Origin of the sequence: Streptomyces sp. SBT349 (assembly GCF_001083795.1) — a bacterium.
In the GTDB taxonomy this organism is placed as follows: Bacteria; Actinomycetota; Actinomycetes; order Streptomycetales; family Streptomycetaceae; genus Streptomyces.
The window spans coordinates 1-20,722 of record NZ_LAVK01000115.1; the positions used below are offsets into that span (position 1 = coordinate 1).

19 protein-coding genes and 1 pseudogene are annotated in these 20,722 nt (G+C 73.7%); 14 read left to right on the forward strand and 6 right to left on the reverse strand.

The window, feature by feature from the left end; translation table 11 throughout:
* Together ADY01_RS16150 and ADY01_RS16155 are read right to left on the reverse strand one after the other, a co-directional pair.
* Positions 1-1,639: carbamoyltransferase (locus tag ADY01_RS16150; RefSeq protein WP_049573063.1), on the reverse strand; the 1,639-nt coding region annotated here is incomplete at its 3' end.
* 113 nt (positions 1,640-1,752) lie between these two features.
* Entirely contained in the window at positions 1,753-2,709 is a 957-nt protein-coding gene (locus tag ADY01_RS16155) for an NAD-dependent epimerase/dehydratase family protein (RefSeq protein WP_049573065.1), read from the reverse strand.
* Positions 2,710-2,899: 190 nt separating this feature from the next.
* Here ADY01_RS16155 and ADY01_RS16160 point away from each other — a divergent pair, with 190 nt between their 5' ends.
* The 4 genes from ADY01_RS16160 (at position 2,900) to ADY01_RS16175 (ending at position 7,263) form a co-directional block, all read left to right on the forward strand.
* Positions 2,900-4,006, forward strand: a complete 1,107-nt coding sequence (locus ADY01_RS16160; protein ID WP_049573072.1) for an NAD-dependent epimerase/dehydratase family protein — start codon at positions 2,900-2,902, stop codon at positions 4,004-4,006.
* Positions 4,007-4,080: 74 nt separating this feature from the next.
* Positions 4,081-5,910: a thiamine pyrophosphate-requiring protein gene (locus ADY01_RS16165; RefSeq protein ID WP_049573075.1), complete on the forward strand. Its 1,830-nt coding sequence runs from the start codon at positions 4,081-4,083 to the stop codon at positions 5,908-5,910.
* Positions 5,911-5,941: 31 nt separating this feature from the next.
* Positions 5,942-6,835 (forward strand): SDR family oxidoreductase, encoded by an 894-nt coding sequence (locus ADY01_RS16170; protein WP_049573077.1) that lies wholly within the window; start codon positions 5,942-5,944, stop codon positions 6,833-6,835.
* 68 nt (positions 6,836-6,903) lie between these two features.
* The gene (locus ADY01_RS16175; protein ID WP_049573079.1) at positions 6,904-7,263 is read left to right on the forward strand and encodes a hypothetical protein; all 360 of its coding nucleotides are present in this window, start codon (positions 6,904-6,906) and stop codon (positions 7,261-7,263) included.
* 132 nt (positions 7,264-7,395) lie between these two features.
* Here ADY01_RS16175 and ADY01_RS16180 read toward each other — a convergent pair whose 3' ends face one another.
* Positions 7,396-8,235, reverse strand: a complete 840-nt coding sequence (locus ADY01_RS16180; RefSeq protein WP_049573087.1) for a SigB/SigF/SigG family RNA polymerase sigma factor — start codon at positions 8,233-8,235, stop codon at positions 7,396-7,398.
* Between the two features lie 195 nt (positions 8,236-8,430).
* On the opposite strand from ADY01_RS16180, the gene ADY01_RS16185 reads away from it, so the two are divergent.
* The 9 genes and pseudogenes from ADY01_RS16185 to ADY01_RS16225 all read left to right on the forward strand — a co-directional run.
* A complete protein-coding gene (locus ADY01_RS16185) occupies positions 8,431-8,850 on the forward strand; it encodes a CBS domain-containing protein (protein ID WP_049573088.1) in 420 nt (139 codons plus the stop codon).
* A 50-nt stretch (positions 8,851-8,900) separates the two neighbouring features.
* Positions 8,901-9,284 (forward strand): DUF2267 domain-containing protein, encoded by a 384-nt coding sequence (locus ADY01_RS16190; RefSeq protein WP_049573089.1) that lies wholly within the window; start codon positions 8,901-8,903, stop codon positions 9,282-9,284.
* A 23-nt stretch (positions 9,285-9,307) separates the two neighbouring features.
* Positions 9,308-10,354, forward strand: coding sequence for an NAD-dependent epimerase/dehydratase family protein (locus tag ADY01_RS16195; protein ID WP_049573090.1), 1,047 nt, complete (start codon positions 9,308-9,310; stop codon positions 10,352-10,354).
* Complete coding sequence (locus ADY01_RS16200) at positions 10,351-11,940, forward strand: phytoene desaturase family protein (protein ID WP_049573096.1); 1,590 nt, start codon at positions 10,351-10,353, stop codon at positions 11,938-11,940. Before ADY01_RS16195 ends, ADY01_RS16200 begins: the two co-directional genes overlap by 4 nt.
* Entirely contained in the window at positions 11,919-12,377 is a 459-nt protein-coding gene (locus ADY01_RS16205; protein WP_049573099.1) for an SRPBCC family protein, read from the forward strand. Before ADY01_RS16200 ends, ADY01_RS16205 begins: the two co-directional genes overlap by 22 nt.
* Positions 12,378-12,523: 146 nt before the next feature.
* Positions 12,524-14,302 carry a cytochrome c oxidase subunit I gene (gene ctaD / locus ADY01_RS16210; protein WP_049573102.1) on the forward strand — a complete coding sequence of 593 codons (1,779 nt, stop codon included), beginning with the start codon at positions 12,524-12,526 and terminating at the stop codon, positions 14,300-14,302.
* Positions 14,303-14,746: a hypothetical protein gene (locus tag ADY01_RS16215; protein ID WP_063784256.1), complete on the forward strand. Its 444-nt coding sequence runs from the start codon at positions 14,303-14,305 to the stop codon at positions 14,744-14,746. It begins immediately after the preceding gene.
* The gene (locus ADY01_RS16220) at positions 14,743-15,918 is read left to right on the forward strand and encodes a zinc-dependent alcohol dehydrogenase (protein ID WP_049573104.1); all 1,176 of its coding nucleotides are present in this window, start codon (positions 14,743-14,745) and stop codon (positions 15,916-15,918) included. Before ADY01_RS16215 ends, ADY01_RS16220 begins: the two co-directional genes overlap by 4 nt.
* Positions 15,919-16,175: 257 nt before the next feature.
* Positions 16,176-17,420, forward strand: a pseudogene (locus ADY01_RS16225) (MFS transporter); the annotation flags it as partial.
* A 237-nt stretch (positions 17,421-17,657) separates the two neighbouring features.
* Here the strand turns inward: ADY01_RS16225 and ADY01_RS37100 are convergent.
* Positions 17,658-17,936: a DUF2795 domain-containing protein gene (locus tag ADY01_RS37100; RefSeq protein WP_324613005.1), complete on the reverse strand. Its 279-nt coding sequence runs from the start codon at positions 17,934-17,936 to the stop codon at positions 17,658-17,660.
* 71 nt (positions 17,937-18,007) lie between these two features.
* On the opposite strand from ADY01_RS37100, the gene ADY01_RS16230 reads away from it, so the two are divergent.
* Positions 18,008-18,202 carry a hypothetical protein gene (locus ADY01_RS16230; protein WP_049573110.1) on the forward strand — a complete coding sequence of 65 codons (195 nt, stop codon included), beginning with the start codon at positions 18,008-18,010 and terminating at the stop codon, positions 18,200-18,202.
* A gap of 39 nt (positions 18,203-18,241) precedes the next feature.
* Here ADY01_RS16230 and ADY01_RS16235 read toward each other — a convergent pair whose 3' ends face one another.
* Together ADY01_RS16235 and ADY01_RS16240 are read right to left on the reverse strand one after the other, a co-directional pair.
* Positions 18,242-19,264, reverse strand: a complete 1,023-nt coding sequence (locus ADY01_RS16235) for a hemolysin family protein (protein WP_049573112.1) — start codon at positions 19,262-19,264, stop codon at positions 18,242-18,244.
* Complete coding sequence (locus ADY01_RS16240; protein ID WP_049573120.1) at positions 19,261-20,568, reverse strand: hemolysin family protein; 1,308 nt, start codon at positions 20,566-20,568, stop codon at positions 19,261-19,263. The genes ADY01_RS16235 and ADY01_RS16240 overlap by 4 nt, the downstream gene beginning before the upstream one ends.
* Between the last annotated feature and the right edge of the window lie 154 nt (positions 20,569-20,722).

Sequence of the window (20,722 nt, forward strand, 5' to 3'; positions counted from 1 at the left end):
AATGTGTATAAGAGACAGGCACCAGGAAGGGGCCGATCGCCAGCAGGTCCACCGGCGAGGAGCCGAAGCACTCCAGCGCGTCCCTGGGGTCGTCCACCATCGGACGGCCCGCCGTGTTGAGGCTGGTGTTGACGACCACCGGCAGCCCGGTGCGTTCCTCGAAACGGGCCAGCATCCGCGCGAGGAGCGGCTCGCTCGCCGGGTCCACTGTCTGGATCCTGGCCGTGCCGTCCACGTGCACCACGGCCGGGATCCGCTCGCGCCAGGCCGGCCGCACCTCGTGCACGAACAGCATGTACGGGCTGGGCAGCGGCCCCTCGAACACCTCGGCCGCCCGCCCCGCCAGCACCATCGGCGCGACGGGGCGGAACTGCTCGCGGCCCTTGATGTCGTTGAGCCGCTCCAGGTTCCCCGACTTGCCCGGGTGGGCCAGCAGCGACCGGTGGCCCAGGGCCCGGGGCCCGAACTCGGAGCGCCCCTGGAACCAGGCCACCACCGCGTTCTCCGCCAGCGCCTCCGCCACCGCGAACGCCACGTCCTGCGGGCGCTCGAACGGGACCGCCGCCGTCTTCAGCCACGCCTCGATCTCCGCCTCCGACCACCCCCGGCCCAGGTCGGCCCCGCTCACCGGCACGGTCGGCGCGGGGTCGGCGACGGCGGCGTGCAGCAGCGCGCCGCCCAGCGCCGTTCCCGCGTCGCCCGCCGCGGGCTGCACCCACACCCGGTCGAACGGGCCCTCGCGGGCGATCCTGGCGTTGGCCACGCAGTTGAGCGCGACCCCGCCCGCCATGGTCAGCAACGCGTCGTGGGTGCGGCCGTGCAGCCAGCGGACCAGGTCGAGCAGCGTCTCCTCCAGCACCGCCTGGCCGCTGGCCGCCAGGTCGGCGTGGTCCTGGGTCCAGGACTTCTCGCCGTCGCGCGGCGGCGTGAACTCGTCCCACGGCACGCCCGCCGCCCGGAACCCGCCGTCCCCGGTCGGGTGGACGTACCGGCGCAGCTCGGGCAGGAAGCGCGGCGTGCCGTAGGAGGCCAGCGCCATCACCTTGTACTCGTCGGAGGAGCGCAGGAAGCCCAGGTGCTCCGTCAGCTCCTCGTAGACCAGTCCGAGCGAGTGCGGCAGCGCCTGGCTCGCCAGCGGCTCCAGGTGCTCGCCGACGCGCCGGGCCGCCAGGTGCGAGGCCGCCTCGCCGCGGCCGTCGAGCACCAGCACGGAGCAGGCCCCGGCGTCGGGGGCGGCGAACGCGGAGGAGGCCGCGTGCGCCATGTGGTGCGGAACGAACCGCACGAGGGCGGGGTCGAGCCCGGGAAGCGCGCTGGCCAGGAAGCCGGGGGCCTCGCGCGCGTAGGTCAGCCGCAGCTCGTCCCACGGGTCGTCGAGCCCCATCGCCTCGGCCGGGCGGGCCAGCGTGGGGTCGAAGGAGTAGGTCACGGCGTCCAGGTCCTCCGGGCGGAGCCCGGCCTGCCCGAGGCACCAGGCCGCGGACCGCTCCGGCAGCTCCCAGGCGGAGAACGGGACGGGGCGCTTGCCGTGCTTGCGGCGCGAGAAGCGCTCCTCCTCCGCCGCGGCCACCGTCCGGCCGTCCACGACCAGCGCCGCGGCCGGGTCGTGGAAGAGGGCGTTGATACCGAGTACGCGCATGGGCCCTCCCGGGCTGCTGGATGCTGATCCCCCGGCCACCCGGGGGGGGTGGGGGCGGGTGGCCGGGGCCGGTCACAAGGGCGTCGGGTCGCGGGATCGCGGGGGGGCGTGGGTCAGGGAGAGGCCGCCACCCGGAGGCGGTCGCGGTACCAGGCGATGGTGCGGACCAGGCCGTCCTCGGGCCCGACGCGCGGCTCCCACTGGAGCTTGCCGCGCGCCAGCGTGATGTCGGGGCAGCGCACCGTCGGGTCGTCCACCGGGCGCTCGATGTGCCGCACGGTGGAGTCGGAGCCGGTCAGCCGGATCACCAGGTGGGCGAGGTCCAGCATGGAGATCTCCACCGGGTTGCCGATGTTGACCGGCCCGCGCAGGTCGGACCCGGCCAGGGCCAGCACCCCGCGCACCGTGTCGTCGACATAGGTGAGGGAACGGGTCTGCCGCCCGTCCCCGGTGACCGTCAGCGGCTCGCCGTCCAGCGCCTGCCGGATGAACGTCGGCACCGCGCGCCCGTCGTGGCCGCGCATCCGCGGGCCGTAGGTGTTGAACAGCCGCACGATCCCGGTGTCGGTGCCGTGCACCCCCGCCTCGGCCGTGGCCAGCGCCTCGCCGAACCGTTTCGCCTCGTCGTACACGCTCCGCGGCCCGACCGGGTTGACGTGGCCCCAGTACTCCTCGTTCTGCGGGTGCTCCCTGGGGTCGCCGTACACCTCGGACGTGGAGGCCAGCACGAAGCGCGCGCCGTGGCGGCGGGCCAGGGCCAGGGCGTTGCGCGTGCCGAGGCTGCCGGTCTCCAGCGTGTGGATCGGCAGCCGCAGATAGTCGCTGGGGGAGGCGGGAGAGGCGAAGTGCAGGACCAGATCGGCGGGGCGCGCCACGTCGAACGCGTCGCAGACGTCGGCGTCGGTCAGCGTGAAGCCCTGCCGGTCCCGCAGGTGGGCCACGTTCTCCGGTGCGGACGTGCACAGGTCGTCGATGCAGGTGACGGCCGCCCCCTGGTCGAGCAGCGCGGTGCACAGATGCGAGCCGAGGAATCCGGCTCCGCCGGTGACGACAGCGTGTCGGAAGCGCATGTCTCTCCTTTGTCCACCCTTTGGTCCACGACCGTCTCGTCAACGACCGGCCCTCCCGTTCCTACCGGCCCCCAAGTACCCCCGGTACATTCCGACAAACCGGATATTCCGGGTGGGGTGTGGCGCCGCGGGCCGCCGGGTACCTGGCAGGGGCCCCGCGCCGGGGCGGGCCGGACGAGAGGAGCGTGCGATGACGACAGCGGGCGGGCCGGCGGGCGGAGCGGCGGACTGGCAGGGCAGGCGGGTGGTCGTCGTCGGGGCCACGGGGAACGCGGGAAGCGCCCTCGTGCGCTCCCTGGCCGGCGACCCCGGCGTCTCCTCGGTCGTGGGCCTGGCCCGGCGGATCCCCGACTGGTCCGTGGAGAAGACGACCTGGGCCGCCCTCGACCTGAGGGACCCGGCCGCGGACCGGGACCTGGCCCACCACTTCGACGGCGCCGACGCCGTGGTCCACCTGGCCTGGATGATCCAGCCCGCCCGCGACCCGCTGATGACCTGGCGCACCAACGTGCTGGGCACGGCCCACGTCCTGCGCGCCGCCGCCGCGGCCCGGGTCCCCGCCCTGGTCGTCGCCTCCTCCGTCGGCGCCTACGCCCCGGGCCCCAAGGACCGCGCCGTGGACGAGAGCTGGCCCACCCACGGCTGGCCGTCCGCCTCCTACACCCGCGAGAAGGCGTATGTCGAACGCCTCCTCGACACCTTCGCGTTCGAGCACCCCGACACGCGCGTGGTGCGGATGCGGCCCGGGTTCCTCTTCGCCCGCGAGGCGGCGTCGGGGCAGCGCCGCCTCTTCATGGGCCCGCTGGTGCCGGGCCCGCTGGTCCGCCCCGAACGCGCCCCCCTCGTCCCCGACGTGCCGGGCCTCCGCTTCCAGGTGCTCCACACCTCCGACGCCGCCGAGGCATACCGGCTGGCCGTCCACCGCCCGGTGCGCGGCGCGTTCAACCTGGCCACCGAGCCCGTCGTCGACCCGGCGCTGCTCGCCTCGCTCTTCGGCGCGCGGCCGGTGCGGCTGCCGCGCGCCCTGCTGCGCGGCGCCCTGGCCGCCGCCTGGCGCGCCCGCCTCGCGCCCGCGCCGCCCGCGCTCTTCGACGCGTTCGTGCGGCTGCCGGTCATGGACTGCGCCCGCGCCCGCGACGAGTTGGGCTGGGTGCCGCGCCTGGGCGCGGAGGAGACGCTGCGCGACCTGATCCACGGACTGCGGCACCGCTCCGGGCTGAACACCCCGCCGCTCCGCTCCGAACTGCCGCACGGGCGGCTGGACGAGTTCGCCACCGGGGTCGGCGGAAGGCCCTGAACGGCGGGGGGTTTTCGGCGGCGGTGACGGGGTTACCCGCTCTGTCCGAGCCTTCCCCGTTGAAAGGTCAACCGATGAGCCGGACCGTCGCCGACCACCTCCTCTCCCGGCTCCGCGCATGGGGCGTCGACACCGTCTACGGATACCCGGGCGACGGCATCAACGGCCTCCTCGCCGCCTGGGGCCGCGCGGACAACGAACCCCGCTTCATCCAGGCGCGGCACGAGGAGATGGCCGCGTTCCAGGCCGTCGGCCACGCCAAGTTCGGCGGCGTCCTCGGCGTCTGCGCCGCCACCTCGGGACCCGGCGCCATCCACCTCCTCAACGGCCTGTACGACGCCGCCCTCGACCATGTCCCGGTGCTGGCGATCGTCGGCCAGACCGACCGCGCCGCCATGGGCGGCGCCTACCAGCAGGAGGTGGACCTGCACACGCTCTTCAAGGACGTCGCCGCCTTCAGCGAGACCGTGACCGTGCCCGAGCAGCTGCCCAACGTGCTCGACCGCGCCGTGCGCACCGCGCTGGCCCGCCGCGCCCCCGCCGTGCTGGTCGTCCCGGCCGATGTGCAGGCACTCGACCACCATCCGCCGGAGCAGGCGTTCAAGACGGTCCCCTCCAGCCTGGACCTCAGCGGCTGGACCACCACCCCCACCGACGACGCCCTCGCCCGCGCCGCCGCGGTCATCAACGAGGGAACGGACGTGGCCGTCCTCGTCGGCCAGGGCGCGGCCAAGGCCGCGGCCGAGGTCCAGGAGGTCGCCGAGACGCTCGGCGCCGGTGTCGCCAAGGCGCTGCTCGGCAAGGACGTGCTGCCCGACACGCTGCCCTATGTCACCGGCACCATCGGCCTGCTGGGCACCCGCCCGTCCCACGACCTGATGCGGGACTGCGACACCCTCCTGGTCGTCGGCTCCAACTTCCCCTACAGCCAGTTCCTCCCTGAGTACGGCCGGGCCAGGGCCGTGTCCATCGACGTGGACCCCGTGATGAGCGGCCTGCGGTACCCCTACGAGGTCAACCTGGTGGGCGACGCCCGCGAGACCCTCACCAGGCTGCTGCCGCTGCTGCGCCCCAAGGAGGGCGCCCGCGACCGGCTCGACCACATCGCCTCGGCGATGGACCGCTGGCGCGACACCCTCGCCCGCCAGGCCGAGCTGGTGGACGCCGACCCCATCAACCCGCAGTACGTCGCGCACTGCCTGGACCCGCTGCTCCCCGAGGACGCGCTGATCACCGCGGACTCCGCCTCGGTGACCAACTGGTACGCCCGCCACATCCGCATGCGCGGAACGATGCGGGGCACCGTCTCCGGCACGCTGGCGACGATGGGCTGCGCCGTCCCCTACGCGATCGGCGCCAAGTTCGCCCACCCCGACCGCCCGGCGGTGGCGCTGGTCGGCGACGGCGCGATGCAGATGAACGGCATGAGCGAGCTGATCACCGCCGCCAAGTACCGGCACGCCTGGGAGAACCCGCACCTGGTGGTCGGCGTGTGGAACAACCGCGACCTGAACCAGGTCACCTGGGAGATGCGGGCGATGTCCGGCGCCCCGCAGTTCCTCCCCTCCCAGGAGCTCCCCGACGTGGACTACGCGGCGTTCGCCAGGTCCCTCGGCCTGGTCGGCGTGCGCGTCGAGAAGCCGGAGGACGTCGAGGCGGGCTGGCGCGAGGCGTTCGCGGCGCCGGGCCCCGCGGTCGTGGAGTTCCTGACCGACCCGGCCGTGCCGCCGATCCCGCCGCACGCCACCTGGGACCAGCTGGAGTCGACCGTGAAGGCGCTGCTGAAGGGCGACTCCGACCGGGGCGACGTGGTGCGGAAGGGCTTGAAGGCCAAGCTCCAGGAGTACCTGTCGGGTGGTGAGGGCCCCCGGGATGAGGAGGGGGACGGCCGCGACAGGAGCTGACGGAAGCGAGCGAGCGACGGAGGTGCCCCGCATGAGCGGGAAACGGCAGAACGAGCCGGCGGATCCCACCCGGCGCCACCCGGCGCCCGAGTTCCCCGAGCAGTCCCAGCAACACCCGGGCGACACCGAGAAGATGGTGCCCCGGCCCGATCACGGCGAGGAGTCCTACCGGGGCCGGGACCGGCTGAAGGACCGCGGGACCGTGATCACCGGCGGCGACTCGGGCATCGGCCGGGCGGTCGCCCTCGCCTACGCGCGGGAGGGCGCCGACGTGCTGTTCACCCACCTGCCGGAGGAGGAGTCCGAGGCCGAGGAGACGTGCCGCCTGGTGACCGAGGCCGGGCGGCGCGCGGTGGCGCTGGCCTGCGACATCCGCGAGGAGGAGGAGTGCCGGCGGGTGGTCGAGGAGGCGGTCGAGGCGTTCGGCGCGGTGGACGTCCTGGTCAACAACGCCGCCTACCAGATGGCCCAGTCCGACGGCATCGAGAAGATCACCACCGAACAGTTCGACCGCGTGATCCGGACCAACCTCTACGGCATGTTCTGGCTGAGCCGGATGTGCGTGCCGCACCTCCCCGCCGGCGGCAGCATCATCAACACCACGTCCGTGCAGGGCTACCGGCCCAGCCCCCACCTGCTGGACTACGCGATGACCAAGGGCGCGATCGTCACGTTCACCCAGGGCCTGGCCGCGCACCTCGCGCCGCGGGGCATCCGGGTCAACGCGGTGGCGCCAGGGCCGGTCTGGACGCCCCTGATCCCCTCCACGCTGCCGGCGACCGGCGAGTTCGGCGCCGCGTCCGCGCTGGGCCGCCCCGCGCAGCCCGCCGAGATGGCCCCGGCCTATGTCTTCCTGGCCTCGCACGACGCGGACTACATCACCGCCGAGATCATGAACGCCACCGGCGGCTCGCCCCTGCCCTGAGGGGTTGCCCTGACGGGTGCCGTCCGGGGCGGGCGATTTCTCCTCCGCCGGACGGGTACCCGGCGGCCATGTCCCAGACCGATCCTCACCACCAGGACCCGCCGATCGCCGGTTACGACGGTCTCACCGCCGGCGAGATCGAGCACCGCATCAGGGCGCTCGGGCCGCCGGAGCTCGACGCGCTGCTCCGTTACGAACGCGCCCATGCCCACCGCCCCGCGGTGGTCCGGCAGATCCGGGCACGGCAGGAGGGCCTCGACGCCGGGGACACGCCCTCGCCCGGCGGCGAGACCCCGCCCCGCCCCGGCCGGCCCAGGCGGGGGAGCTCACCGGTGGACCCCGCCACCTCGGCCCCGCCGTTCGCGGCGCCGCCGCACGGCACGCCACGCCAGTCGGGCAAGCCCAAGGGCGACCAGCGGTCGCCTTAGCGGACTCAGCGGTCCGAGATTCATCTCAACCGACCCCTTCGCTGATCACTCCTGCCCCGTACTCCTACCCCGCTTCCGGGTGGGCCCCCCGGCACCGCCGCCGGGGGGCCCACGGCCTGTGCCTCAGGTGCCTCAGGCGGCCGACCGGCGCACCGCGGGCTCGGCCTCCCGGCCCGCCTCCGCGTCCTCGACCTCGGCCCTGATCCGCTCGCATGCCCGGCTCAGCAGCCGGGAGACGTGCATCTGCGAGATGCCCAGCTTCCTGGCGATGCGGCTCTGCGTCATGCCGTGGAAGAACCGCAGGTAGAGGATCTGCCGTTCCCGTTCCGGCAGCGCCCGCAGCGGGCTCTTGACGGCCTCCCGGTCCACCACCCGGTCGAACCCGGGCTCGTGCGTCCCCAGCGTGTCCAGCAGCGAGTAGTCGCCGTCGGCGCCCGGCAGCTCGGCGTTCAGCGACAGGGTGCTGTAGCTCTCCAGCGCCTCAAGGCCCGTCCTGACCTCGTCCTCGGTCAGACCGCAGTGGCCCGCGATCTGCTCCACGCTCGGCCCCCGGTCGTCGAGGCGGAAGCTGAGCTGCCGGATGGCGGCCCTGACCCGGTTCCGCAGCTCCTGCGTGCGCCGCGGCACGTGCAGGCCCCACATGTGGTCCCTGAAGTGCCGCTTCACCTCGCCGACGATGGTCGGCACCGCGTAGCTCTCGAACGGCCGCCCCCGGCTCGGGTCGTAGCGGTGCACGGCCTTCACTAGGCCGAGCGCGGCGACCTGCTCCAGGTCCTCCAGTGCCTCCCCGCGGTCGCGGAACGTTCTGGCCAGCCGGTCCGCCATGGGAATCCATGCACAGATCACGTCCCGGCACAACTCCTCCCGTTCCGGACACGGTGGCAACTCGGCAATGCGCTTGAATTGCCAACTGGTGTCCGGCGCGTCGTCGTGCGGATGGCGCTTCTTACGGGAATTCGCGGGTGTATTCATCCTGCTCTCCCAGGTGAGGGTGGGCGTGCGATTCCGCTCTGCTCGCCACGGGAAGAGGCCGTTCCGACAAGTCTGCCCGCTATCCGCGTTCCGCACATCTCGGGGGGAGAAAGGCGGGCCCCGGGAGGTTTTCCCGCACCCCGCCGTGGTTACCCGAGTGCCTTCGAGGCGAACCACCAGAGAAGGAGCACCGCCATGGCACGCACCGTAGCCGAGCTGATGACGCGGGAGCCGGCCACCGTCGGCGAGGAGGAGCCGGTGGCCGAGGCCGCCCGGCTGATGCGGGAGCGGGACACCGGCGACATCGCGGTGGTCGAGGACGGGCGGCTGATCGGCATCATCACCGACCGGGACATCGCGGTCCGGGTCGTCGCGGCCGAGCGCCCCGCCTCCACCCCGGTGCGCGACGCGGCCAGCCACGAGGACCTGGTCACCGTGGAGCCGGACACCACGCTGGACCGCGCCGCCTCCGTGATGCGGGAGAAGTCGGTGCGCCGGCTCCCCGTGGTCGAGGACGGACAGCTCAGGGGCATCGTCAGCCTGGGCGATCTCGCGATCGAGAAGGACTCCGAGTCCGGCCTCGCGGACATCTCGGGCGCCAGGCCCAACGCCTGACCCGCCCGTCCGGGGAGACCGCGGAAACGACCGAGGAAAAGAGCGCCATCGTGACTTACGGATCCTTTCTCTCCACCGTGCGCGAACGCGGTGAGTACCCCGCCGACGAGGCGGAGAGAATCGTCGGAGCGGTTGTCGCCACCCTGGCGGAGCGACTTCCCGGGAGTTCGGCCGAACATCTCGCCGATCAATTGCCCATGCCGCTCGCGGAAATCCTGGAGAGGTCCGACGAGACGGGACGGACCTGGGGCGTCGAGGAATTCATCTCGCGCGTCGCCGACGAGGCCGGGGAGGACGTGGAAACCGCGGAAACGGACACCCGTGTCGTCTTCTCGGTGATCTCCGAAGAGGTCTCGGGCGGCGAGATGAACAAGCTCCTCAGCCGGCTTCCCTCGGGATACGCCGAGCTCTTCGGCTACGCGGAGCTGTCCTGAGCACCGGGGCGGCCACGGCCACCGTGGTCGTCACCGGCGCCACGGGGAACATCGGCACCGAGGTGGTGCGCCGGCTGGCGGGCCACCCCGGCGTGGGCACGGTCGTGGCCGTCGCGCGCCGCCACCCCGCGCGCCTGCCCGAGGGAGTCCGCTTCGTCGGCGCCGACATCACCACCGAGCCCGACCTGCCGGGCCTCTTCGGCGGGGCCGACGCCGTCATCCACCTCGCGTGCCTCTTCCAGCCCTCGCGCCGCCCCGAGATCACCTGGCGCACCAACGTCCTCGGCAGCGACCGGGTGTTCGAGGCCGTGGCCGACGCGGGCGTGCGGACGCTGGTGCACGCCTCCTCGGTCGTCGCCTACGCCCCGGGCCCCAAGGACCGCCGCGTGGACGAGAGCTGGCCCACGGACGGCTGGCCCACCGCGCCCTATCCCCGGGAGAAGGCGTACACCGAGCGGCTTCTCGACGTGTTCGAGCGCCGCCACCCGGAGGTCAGGACCGTCCGGATCCGCCCCGGCATCGTGGTCGGGGCGGCGTCGGCGCCGCAGCAACGTCGGCTGTTCGCCGGACCGTTCTTCCCCAGCCGCCGACCACCCCGGCCGATGCGCCTGGTGCCCTCGCTGCCCCGGCTGCGCCTCCAGGCCGTCCACTCCGAGGACGCCGCCGACGCGTTCTGCCGTGCCGCACTCGACCCGCGGGCGCGCGGCGCGTTCAACATCGCCGCGGAGCCGCCCGTGGACGCGGCGCTCCTCGCCGAGGTCAACCGCGCCCGCCTGGTCCCCCTGCCCTACCGCCCGGCGCGCGCCGCCGTGGCCGCCGGCTGGCGGGCCAGGCTGCTGCCCACCTCTGCCGAGATGTTCGACTGCGTGCTGGCGTTTCCCCTCATGGACACCGGCCGCGCCCGCCGCGTCCTGGGGTGGGCGCCGGTCCGCCCGGCCGACGAGGCCGTCGCCGCGTTCCTCGAAGGTCTCCGGCGCGGCGGCGCCCCCGGCCTGCCCGCGCTGCGCCGTCGCCTGCCGGGCGGCGGACGGCTCCGCGAGGCGGCCACCGGCGTGGGGGAGAGGCCATGAGCGCCGGGACCCGTGGGCACGCCGACGCCGACGCCGTGGTCGTCGGCGCCGGGCCCAACGGGCTGGTGGCCGCCAACGTCCTGGCCGACGCCGGATGGCGCGTCCTGGTCCTGGAGGCCGAGGACGAGCCGGGCGGCGCCGTGCGCAGCGACCGGGGCGTGCACCCGGACTACGTGCACGACGTCTTCAGCGCCTTCTACCCGCTGACCGTGGCCTCCCCGGCGCTGCGCGCCCTCGACCTGGAGCGCTGGGGCCTGGCCTGGAGCCACGCCCCCGCCGTCCTGGCCCACCCCACGCCCGACGGGCGCTGCGCCGTGCTCCACCGCGAGCCGGAGCGCACCGCCGCCAGCCTCGACGCGTTCGCCCCCGGCGACGGCGAGGCGTATCTGCGACTCCTCGACCGCTGGGACCGGCTCGCGCCCCACCTCATCGAGGCGCTGCTGACCCCGTTCCCCCCGGTGCGCCACGGCGCCGCGCTGCTGGCCCGCCTCCGGCGGGCGGGCGGCCTGCGGACGCTGCGGACGCTGACCCTGTCCGCGCGGCGCCTCGGCGAGGAGGAGTTCACCGGCGCGGGCGGCCCGCTGCTGCTCACCGGCAGCGGCCTGCACGCCGACTTCCTCCCCGAGTCCCCGGGCAGCGGGGCGTTCGGCTGGCTGCTGCTCATGCTCGGGCAGCGCTACGGCTGGCCGGTGCCGGTCGGCGGCTCGGGCGCGCTCAGCGCGGCCCTGGCGCGCCGCCTGAAGGACCGGGGCGGCCAGGTGCGCTGCGGCACGGCCGTGGCCGAGGTCATCGTGCGCGGCGGCCGTGCCGTGGGCGTACGCACCGCCGAGGGGGAGCCTGTCACCGCCCGCCGCGCGGTGCTGGCCGACGTTCCGGCGCCCGCGCTCTACGGCGGCCTCGTCGGCTGGGAGCACCTGCCGGACCGGCTCCGCGAGGACCTGCGCCGCTTCCAGTGGGACAGCCCCACCCTGAAGGTCGACTGGGCGCTCACCCGCCCGATCCCCTGGGCGTCCCCCGAGGCGGGCACCGCCGGGACCGTCCACCTGGCGGACAGCGTCGACCATCTGACGCGCTACAGCACGGACCTGGTCACCGGCGTGCCCCCCGAGCTCCCCTGCGTCGTGCTGGGCCAGATGACCACCGCCGACCCCTCCAGGTCCCCGACCGGCACCGAGTCCGCGTGGGCGTACACCCACCTGCCGAGGAAGGGCGACGGGCCGGGCCCTCCCGAGGTGCTGGCCGAACGCCTCGAAGCCGCCGTCGAACGGCTCGCCCCCGGCTTCCGGGACACCATCGCCGAGCGGCGGATCCTGTCCCCGGCCGAGCTGGAGCGCCGCGACCGCAACCTCGACCAGGGCGCGCTCAACGGGGGAACGGCCGCCGTCCACCAGCAGCTGATCTTCCGGCCCCTGCCGGGGACCGGCCGGGCGCGCACCCCCGTCGCGGGCCTGTTCCTCGCCTCCGCCTCGGCCCACCCGGGCGGCGGCGTGCACGGCGCCTGCGGCGCCAACGCGGCACGGGCCGCGCTCCGCACCCGCCTCCTCCACCGTGAAAGGAGCCTGCCATGGCGGTCAGGCCCGTCCTGATCAAGCGCCCCCCGGCCGCCGTCTGGTCCGTCCTCTCCGACGGCCACCGGTACGCGGACTGGGTCGTGGGCACCCACGACTCGGAGCCGCTCGACGCCGACTGGCCCGCCGTCGGCACGGCCATCCGCTACACCGTCAAGATCGGTTGCAAGCGGCTCGCGGGCCGCACCGTGGTCCGCTACCTCGACCCGGTCAGGCGGCTGGAACTTGAGGCGCAGAGCAAGCTGGTGGGCACCGCCCGGATCGGCATCGAGCTGGAGCCCTGGGGAGAGACCAGCACCCTGGTCACGGTGGACGAGCACCCCCTCACCGGGCCCGGCGGCCGGATGCACAACACGGTCTCGGAGGCCCTGCTCCAGCTCCGCCACCGCCGCATGCTCCGTCATCTCGCCGACGTGGTCGAGGCAGCCACGGCGGACGAGCCGACCGGCCGCTGAACCGGCGGACGCCATCCGCGCGTTCGCGCCCCCCGCCCTCCGCCCCCTCGGGCCCCAGCGGCCCACACGCCCACGAACGAGTCATACCAGGGCGCCGCGTGCCCCCGGCGGTACAAACGGGCCGCGACCCCACGAAAGGACCGTTCATGGCGACTGCCACCGAAACACGGGCGGAAGAACACGAGCCGGCGCCCCGGGCGGCGGGGAAGGTCGTGGTGTCCTGGCTGACCACGACCGACCACAAACAGATCGGCTCGCTCTACCTCACCACCGCGTTCCTCTTCTTCCTGCTCGCCGGTGCCCTCGCCCTGGTCATGCGCGCCGAACTCGCCCGCCCCGGCATGCAGATCATCTCCGCGGAGCAGTACAACCAGTCGTTCACCCTCCACGGCACGATCATGATGTTCCTCTTCGCGACGCCGCTCTTCGCCGGGTTCGCGAACTGGATCATGCCGCTCCAGATCGGCGCCCCCGACGTGGCGTTCCCCCGCCTGAACGCGCTGGCCTACTGGTTCTACCTCTTCGGCGGGCTCATGGTCATCGGGTCACTCCTGCTGCCCGAGGGGTCCGCCAGCTTCGGCTGGTTCGCCTACAGCCCGCTCAACGACGAGCGCCACTCGCCGGGGCACGGGCCCAACCTGTGGATCATGGGCCTGGCGCTCTCCGGCTTCGGAACGATCTTCGGCGCGGTCAACTTCATCACCTCGATCGTCTGCATGCGCGCCCCCGGCATGACCATGTTCCGGATGCCGATCTTCACCTGGAACGTCCTGCTGACCAGCGTGCTGGTGCTCATGGCGTTCCCGGTGCTGGCCGCCGCCCTGTTCATGCTCGCCGCCGACCGCATCTTCGGGGCCACCGTCTACGACGCGTCCAACGGCGGAGCGCTGCTGTGGCAGCACCTCTTCTGGTTCTTCGGGCATCCCGAGGTCTATATCGTCGCCCTGCCGTTCTTCGGGATCGTCACGGAGATCCTCCCCGTATTCTCCCGCAAGCCGATCTTCGGCTACATCGGGCTGGTCGCCGCCACCATCTCCATCACCGGCCTCTCCATGACGGTGTGGGCGCACCACATGTTCGCCACCGGGGCGGTGCTGCTGCCGTTCTTCTCCCTGCTGTCCTATCTGATCGCCGTGCCGACCGGAGTGAAGTTCTTCAACTGGATCGGCACGATGTGGAAGGGCTCACTGAGCTTCGAGACGCCGATGCTGTGGTGCATCGGCTTCCTCGTCACGTTCCTCTTCGGCGGCCTCACCGGCGTGCTGCTCGCCTCGCCGCCACTCGACTTCCACGTCACCGACACCTATTTCGTGGTGGCGCACTTCCACTACGTGGTCTTCGGCACCGTCGTCTTCGCGATGTTCGCGGGCTTCTACTTCTGGTGGCCCAAGTTCAACGGCACCCGGCTCGACGAACGCCTCGGCAAGATCCACTTCTGGACCCTCTTCATCGGCTTCCACGGCACCTTCCTCGTCCACCACTGGCTGGGCGCCGAGGGCATGCCCCGCCGGTACGCCGACTACCTGGCCTCCGACGGCTTCACCACCCTCAACATGATCTCCAGCATCGGCGCCTTCCTCCTCGGCCTGTCCACGCTGCCGTTCCTGTACAACGTGTGGCACACCGCGAAGCACGCGCCGCGCGAGGGCGGCGACGACCCCTGGGGGTTCGGCCGCTCCCTGGAGTGGGCCACCTCCTGCCCCCCGCCCCGGCACAACTTCCTGGCGCTGCCCCGGGTCCGCTCCGAGTCGCCCGCGTTCGACCTGCACCACCCGGACGTGGTCCGGGTCGACCACGCCCGCCGGACCGGCCGCCGCGACGTCGCCGAGGCGGTCGAGCACGCCCCGGGCCCGGGGCAGCCGGAGAAGCCTGAGCGTCCCGAGGGGCCTGAGGGGCCGGGGCAGCCGGGGCGGGAGGACACGTAGATGCGCGCCGACCCCGGGGAGCGGGAGGCCGCCACCGGCATCGCGCGGCTGGAGGGGTACCTCCTGTGGCAGGCCGAACTCGGCAACGCCCGCACCGAGGGCGAGTCCTTCGCCGCCGGGCTGACCTGGCTGACCGAGGAGCAGCGCGCCGACGTCGCGGCCCGTTACGCCGAGGAACGTGTCAGGCTCGCTCGCCGGGTCCTGACCGGCGTCGCCGACCGCTGCCGCACCCTGGATGGCGAGTACACCGCCCGCTACCGGCAGCTGCGGCAACGGCTGCTGTGCGTGACCCTCTGCGCCCTGCTGGCCTGTGCGGCTCTCGCGGTGGCGGCCCTGGCCGTCGCGTCCGGGGACGCCGTTCACCGGTCTGGGACCGCGCGGGGCGGGTACTCGGGGCCCCACCTGCCAGAGGTGTCCCGACCCAGCGGAGGAGAGGCGTCATGAAGGCCGTCGTATGGCATGGCAAGCGCGACGTGCGGGTGGAAGAGGTGCCGGACCCGCACGTCCAGGAGCCCACGGACGCGGTCGTCCGGGTCACGTCGACCGGCCTGTGCGGCTCCGACCTGCACCTGTACGAGGTGCTCTCGCCGTTCATGACCCCCGGCGACATCCTGGGCCACGAGCCGATCGGCGTCGTCGAGGAGGTCGGCCCCGAGGTGAGGGACATCGCCCCGGGGGACCGCGTGGTCGTCCCGTTCCAGATCGCCTGCGGCTCGTGCTTCATGTGCGACCGGGGCCTCCAGACCCAGTGCGAGACCACCCAGGTCAGGGATCAGGGCACCGGCGCCGCCCTGTTCGGCTACACCAAGCTCTACGGCTCCGTGCCCGGTGCGCAGGCCGAGTACCTCCGCGTCCCGCAGGCGCAGTACGGGCCCATCCCCGTCCCGGACGGCGTGCCGGACGACCGTTACCTCTACCTCTCGGACGTGCTGCCCACCGCGTTCCAGGCGGTCGCCCACGCCGAGGTTCCCGAGGGCGGCACGCTCGCCGTCGTGGGCTTGGGCCCGATCGGCGACATGTGCTGCCGCCTCGCGCTGCTCCAGGGCGTGGGCCAGGTCATCGGCATCGACCTGGTCACCGAGCGCCTGACCCGCGTCGCCGAGCGCGGCGCGCGGACGCTGGACCTCAGGGAGCACGACGACCCGGCCGCCGCCGTCCGCGACCTCACCGAGGGGCGCGGCGCCGACGCCGTCATCGACGCGGTCGGCATGGAGGCGCACGGCAGCGGCGCGGCCAAGTTCCTCCACGACGCGAGCGGATGGCTGCCCGGCAAGGCGGCCGAGAAGATCGTCACCAAGGCGGGCGTCGACCGGCTCTCCGCGCTGTTCCTGGCCATCGAGATGGTCCGGCGCGGCGGCACCATCTCGCTGAGCGGCGTCTACGGCGGCATGGCCGACCCGTTGCCGATGCTGAGCCTGTTCGACAAGCAGATCCAGATCCGGATGGGGCAGGCCAACGTCAAGCGGTGGGTGCCCGACATCCTGCCGCTGCTCTCCGGCGAGGACCGGCTGGGCGTGGAGGGCTTCGCCACCCACCACATGCCGCTCGACCGGGCGCCCGAGGCGTACGCGATGTTCCAGGACAAGGACGCGAGCAAGATCGTCATGACCCCCTGATCCCGCCTGATCCCCCCTGATCCCGCCTGATCCCGCCTGATCCCGCCTGATCCCGCCTGATCCACGGACTTCCGGCCCGGGGCGGGTGTGAGCAAGGCCACGCAATGCGCGGGAGGCATGGGGGGCAAGGGATCCGGGCGCCGGTGGCGGGCCCCGGACGATCATGGTCTTCCGGGGGCGAACCCCGTTTGTCATGGTGGGCCACGTCGCCCGGCGCACGCAGGACCGCGCCGATCCCCTCCCCCTCCTTCTTCCTCATGTCTTCTGTGACTTCCGCTCGCCGCAGCCCGTGGCGCTCCCTGCGCTACCCCAGCATGCGCTGGTGGTCGGTGGCCAACCTGGTCTCCAACGCCGGAACGTGGATGCAGCTCACGGTGCAGAACCTCCTGGTCCTCCAGGTCACCGGCTCCGCCGCCATGACGGGTCTCTCGCTGGCCGTCCAGGCGGGCCCCGGCCTGCTTCTGGGCCTGCTCGGCGGCGCCGCCGTGGACGCGTGGCCGCGCAAGACGACCGCCGCGCTGAGCCAGGCCGCGCTGGGTCTCGTCGCCTTCGCGACGGCCGCGATGGTCGCCTTCGGGGCGCTCAACGTGCCGGTGCTGATGACGCTGGCCGCCGTCACCGGCGTGATCGCCACCGTCGACTCCCCGGCCACCGCCCTGCTCGGCAACGACCTGGTGCCCACCAGGGACGTGCCCTCGGCCATCGCCCTGGGCTCCGCCGTCCACAGCGTCGGCCGCCTCATCGGCACCGCCCTGGCCGGTGGCGCCGTGGTGATCTTCGGTGCCGCGGCGGCCTTCGTCGCCAACGGCCTGTCGTTCGCCTTCGTCGCCGCCGTGATCCCGTTCCTGAAGCTGATCGACAAGTCCGACGAGACGCCCGCCACGGCCGTGGCGGCGGAGAAGCCCCCCGCCTCGCCGGTCGCCTCGGCGCGCGAGGGCCTGGGCTACTTCCTGGGCCGCCCCCGGCTGGTCGCGCTGGCCGCGATCACGGGCCTCGGCGCCATCTTCGGCCGCAACTACGCGCTGACCCTGGCCGTGCTGGTGACCGGTCCGCTGGCCGCCGGCGCGGGTGCGTTCGGCACCGTCTCGACCGCCCTGGCCATCGGCGGAATCGGCGGCGCGCTGCTGGCCGGTGTGCTCCAGCGCCCCTCGGTCCGGCTGGTCGCCACCATGGCCGCCGTCGGCGCCGTCCTCCAGATCGCCGCGGGCCTGACCCCGACGCTGGCCCTGCTGATCGCCCTGGTCATCCCCATGGCCATCGTGGAGTCCGTCTCCGACACGGCGGGCACCACCGTGCTCCAGACCGACCCGCCCGCGCACATGCGGGGCCGCGTGCTCGGTGTCTGGCGCAGCCTCTCCACCGGCTGGGGCCTGGTCGGCCCGCCCGCGATCGGCCTGCTGATGGAGCTGGCCGGAGCCAGGGCCGCCCTGGTCATCGGCGGGCTGGTCATCGCCACCGCCGCGGGAGCGGGCCTTCTCCTCCAGTCCCGCCGCGCCCGGCGGAGGTGGCCACGGCGGCGTGACCTCCGCGGCGGACGTGCTGGGACGCCGCAGCGGCGCGCGCGGCTGGGCCGGTCCTCCCCGTCGGGGGCGGGTCGGCCGAGTCGTGTGACGGCCGGAGGGCGCCGCCGGGACCCCGGGCTACGCCCCGGTCCCGCCGCGCCCGGCGGAGGTGGCCAGGGCGGCGTGACCAGCGGCGTCACGTGGTGTGACGGCCGGAGGCCCCCTGCGCCTCCGCGTTCAGCGGAAGATCGCCTTCTGGACGTCATTCGGGCCGTCGAAGGTGTCCGCGTCCAGCTTCGAGATGCGGTCCACCATGCCCTGGTCGGCGCCGTTCTCCTTGGCCGTCTGCACCAGTGTCGACTTGTCGCTCGGGTACGGCGCGCCCTTCAGGGCCTTCTGGACCTCGATGGGGCTGGGCTTGCCCATGGTGTCCTCCCGGTGTCGCTCTCGTTCGTTGCCTCTTCTTCCGTTGACGCCCGCCGGGTACCCGGCGGGCGCCGGGGCCATTCGGGGCATAGGGCGAATACCCGCCGAATACGGACCGCGCTCTCCGTTTCCCTTCCCGCCTCGCGGATACCCGCGCCAGCATGAGCGACAAATCCCCCTCGCAGGCCGAGGGCGAGCGTGACCACGACAAGCAGGAGCGGAACGCCCGGGGCAAGGAGCGGCGCGGCCACCCCAACCCGCGCAGGCCCCCGTCGCAGGCGGAGGGGGAGCGCACCGACGGCGGGTCGCCCAGGGACGCGCCCGAACCGCCCCGCCCGCGCCGCAGGGGGGCGTGACACCGGGCGCCGGAACCAGGGGGCCAGGGAGCCAGGGGCTCAGGCCGCGTTCGCGGCCGGGCCGACCAGCTCCTCCAGCACGTCCTCCATGGTCACGAAGCCGAGGAGCACCCCCCGCCCGCCCGTCACGGCGGCCAGATGCGTCACGGCCGCCCGCATCGCGGTCAGCGCGTCGTCGAGCGGCGTGTCCGGCCGCACCCGCACCACCGGGTGCAGCGCCTCGCGCGGGAACGGCTTGTCCCGCGCCGCCGCCCCCAGCGCGTCCTTCACATGCAGGAACCCCAGCACCGTCGAGCCCGGACCGGTCACGGGGAACCGCGAGAAGCCGGACTCCGCCGAGACCCGCTCCAGGCGCCGCGGCGTCACCCGGTGGTCCACGGTCACCATCCGGCCCACCGGCACCACGATCTCCGCCACCGTCCTGCTGCCCAGCTCCAGCGCGTCCCGCAGCCGCCTGCTCTCCTCGGCCTCCAGCAGTCCCGCGTCGCTCGAATCCTGGACGAGGCGCGCCAGCTCGTCATCCGTGAAGACCGACGCCACCTCGTCCCGCACCTCCACGCGCACCAGCCGCAACAGGGCGTTGGCGCACGCGTTGATGGTGAACACCACCGGGCGCAGCGCCCGCGTGATCGCCACCAGGGGCGGCCCCAGCAGCATCGCCGCCCGGTCGGGCGCGGCCAGCGCGATGTTCTTCGGGACCATCTCGCCGACGAGCATGTGCAGATAGGTCGCCACCGTCAGCGCGATGGCGAACGCGATCGGGTGCGTCACGCCCGCGGGGACCCCGAGCCGGTCGAACGTGGGTTCGAGCAGGTGTGCCATCGCGGGCTCTGCGACGGCGCCCAGCACCAGCGACGACGCGGTGATGCCCAGCTGCGCGGTCGCCATCATCGGCGACAGGTGCCGCAGCGCCCACAGCACCGTGCGCGCGCCGCGTTCGCCCGCCTCCACCCGCGGCTCGATCTGGTCCCTGCGCACCGAGATCAGGGCGAACTCGGCGCCCACGAAGAACGCGTTGGTCAGCAGGGTCAGCGCTCCCAGCGCGATCTGGAGCCCGGTCACGGCGCCTCCCCTCCCGGCGCGGGGGCGGCGATGTGCACCCGCACCGCCCGGTGCCGCGCGGTCGCCGCCACCCTCAGCCACCACCCGTCGAGCGTCACATGGTCGCCGGGGGCCGGGATGCGGGCCAGGCGCGTGGCCACCAGGCCCGCCACCGTCTCGTAGGGACCCTCGGGCACCGGCAGCCCGATGGCGGCGAGCTGGTCGAGCCGCACCCCGCCGTCCGCCTCCCAGGTCCCGGGACCGGTCTTCACCAGCCCCGGCCCCTCGGCCGGGTCGTGCTCGTCGCGGACCTCGCCGACGACCTCCTCCACGATGTCCTCCACCGTCACCACGCCCGCGGTGCCGCCGTACTCGTCCACGACCACCGCCATCGAGTGCGCGGCCCGCAGCTGTTCGAGCAGCCGGTCCACCGGCAGGCTGTCCGGCACCAGCACCGGCGGCGTCGCCAGCCGCTCCACCGGCGTGGTGGCGCGCTCCGACTCGTCCAGGGCCAGCACGTCCTTGATGTGGACGACGCCGATGACGTCGTCCGGGCCGCCGTCGTAGACGGGGAAGCGCGACAGGCCCGTGGCCAGTGTCAGGTTGGCGGCGTCGGCCGCGGTGGCGGTGTTCCGCAGCGCGTGCACGTCCACGCGCGGGGTCATCACGTTCTCCGCCGTCAGCTCGCCCAGGTGCAGGGTGCGCACGAACAGCTCGGCCGAGTCGGGCGGCAGCACCCCCTCCTCCGCCGAGTGCCTGGCCAGCGCGATCAGCTCCTGCGGGGTGCGGGCCGAGGCCAGTTCCTCCGTGGGTTCGAGGCCGAGGAGCCGCACCAGCCGGTTCGCGGTCTCGTTCAGATGCCGGATGAACGGGGCGAACGCGGTCGTGAACGCCCGCTGCGGGCCCGCCACCGCCCGCGCCACCCGAACGGGGCTGGAGATCGCCCAGTTCTTCGGCACCAGCTCGCCGATCACCATCAGCACCACCGTCGAGGCGGCCACCCCCAGCGCAACGGCCAGCGAGGACGCCGCCCCGGCGGGCAGCCCGGCGTCGTCCAGCGGCCCGCGCAGCAGCGTCGCCAGCGAGGGCTCCGCCAGCATGCCGATCACCAGCGAGGTCACGGTGATCCCGAGCTGGGCGCCCGAGAGCTGGAACGTCAGCGCCCTGGCGGCCTTCAGCGCCCCGGCCGCGCCCGCCTCGCCCGCCTCGGCGGCCCGTTCCAGCTCGCCGCGCTCGACGGTGGTCAGGGAGAACTCCGCCGCGACGAAGACCGCGCAGGCCAGCGTCAGCAGCAGGGCCAGCAGCAGAAGCAGCACTTCGATCACCAGGTCACCCCTGTTCCGGTCCGGGTACGCGCGCTCGCGGTGCAGCGTCTCTGGTTCCCCCGCGGGCGCGCGGCCATGCGCGGGGCGGAACGCCTCCCGGCCGCGAGCGGGACCCTCCCGTGTCATCGGCGCGCGCCGTCGCGGCCTTGAGGCC

Excerpts from the sequence above, each read along its gene's own strand:
- ADY01_RS16205 (WP_049573099.1), top strand. The coding sequence starts at position 11,919 with ATGGCGGTCAGGCCCGTCCTGATCAAGCGCCCCCCGGCCGCCGTCTGG.
- ADY01_RS16170 (WP_049573077.1), top strand. The coding sequence starts at position 5,942 with ATGAGCGGGAAACGGCAGAACGAGCCGGCGGATCCCACCCGGCGCCAC.
- ADY01_RS16185 (WP_049573088.1), top strand. The coding sequence starts at position 8,431 with ATGGCACGCACCGTAGCCGAGCTGATGACGCGGGAGCCGGCCACCGTC.
- ADY01_RS16230 (WP_049573110.1), top strand. The coding sequence starts at position 18,008 with ATGAGCGACAAATCCCCCTCGCAGGCCGAGGGCGAGCGTGACCACGAC.
- ADY01_RS16215 (WP_063784256.1), top strand. The coding sequence starts at position 14,303 with ATGCGCGCCGACCCCGGGGAGCGGGAGGCCGCCACCGGCATCGCGCGG.
- ADY01_RS16180 (WP_049573087.1), bottom strand. The coding sequence starts at position 8,235 with ATGAATACACCCGCGAATTCCCGTAAGAAGCGCCATCCGCACGACGAC.
- ADY01_RS16165 (WP_049573075.1), top strand. The coding sequence starts at position 4,081 with ATGAGCCGGACCGTCGCCGACCACCTCCTCTCCCGGCTCCGCGCATGG.
- ADY01_RS16200 (WP_049573096.1), top strand. The coding sequence starts at position 10,351 with ATGAGCGCCGGGACCCGTGGGCACGCCGACGCCGACGCCGTGGTCGTC.
- ADY01_RS16175 (WP_049573079.1), top strand. The coding sequence starts at position 6,904 with ATGTCCCAGACCGATCCTCACCACCAGGACCCGCCGATCGCCGGTTAC.
- ADY01_RS37100 (WP_324613005.1), bottom strand. The coding sequence starts at position 17,936 with ATGCCCCGAATGGCCCCGGCGCCCGCCGGGTACCCGGCGGGCGTCAAC.
- ctaD (WP_049573102.1), top strand. The coding sequence starts at position 12,524 with ATGGCGACTGCCACCGAAACACGGGCGGAAGAACACGAGCCGGCGCCC.
- ADY01_RS16155 (WP_049573065.1), bottom strand. The coding sequence starts at position 2,709 with ATGCGCTTCCGACACGCTGTCGTCACCGGCGGAGCCGGATTCCTCGGC.
- ADY01_RS16160 (WP_049573072.1), top strand. The coding sequence starts at position 2,900 with ATGACGACAGCGGGCGGGCCGGCGGGCGGAGCGGCGGACTGGCAGGGC.
- ADY01_RS16220 (WP_049573104.1), top strand. The coding sequence starts at position 14,743 with ATGAAGGCCGTCGTATGGCATGGCAAGCGCGACGTGCGGGTGGAAGAG.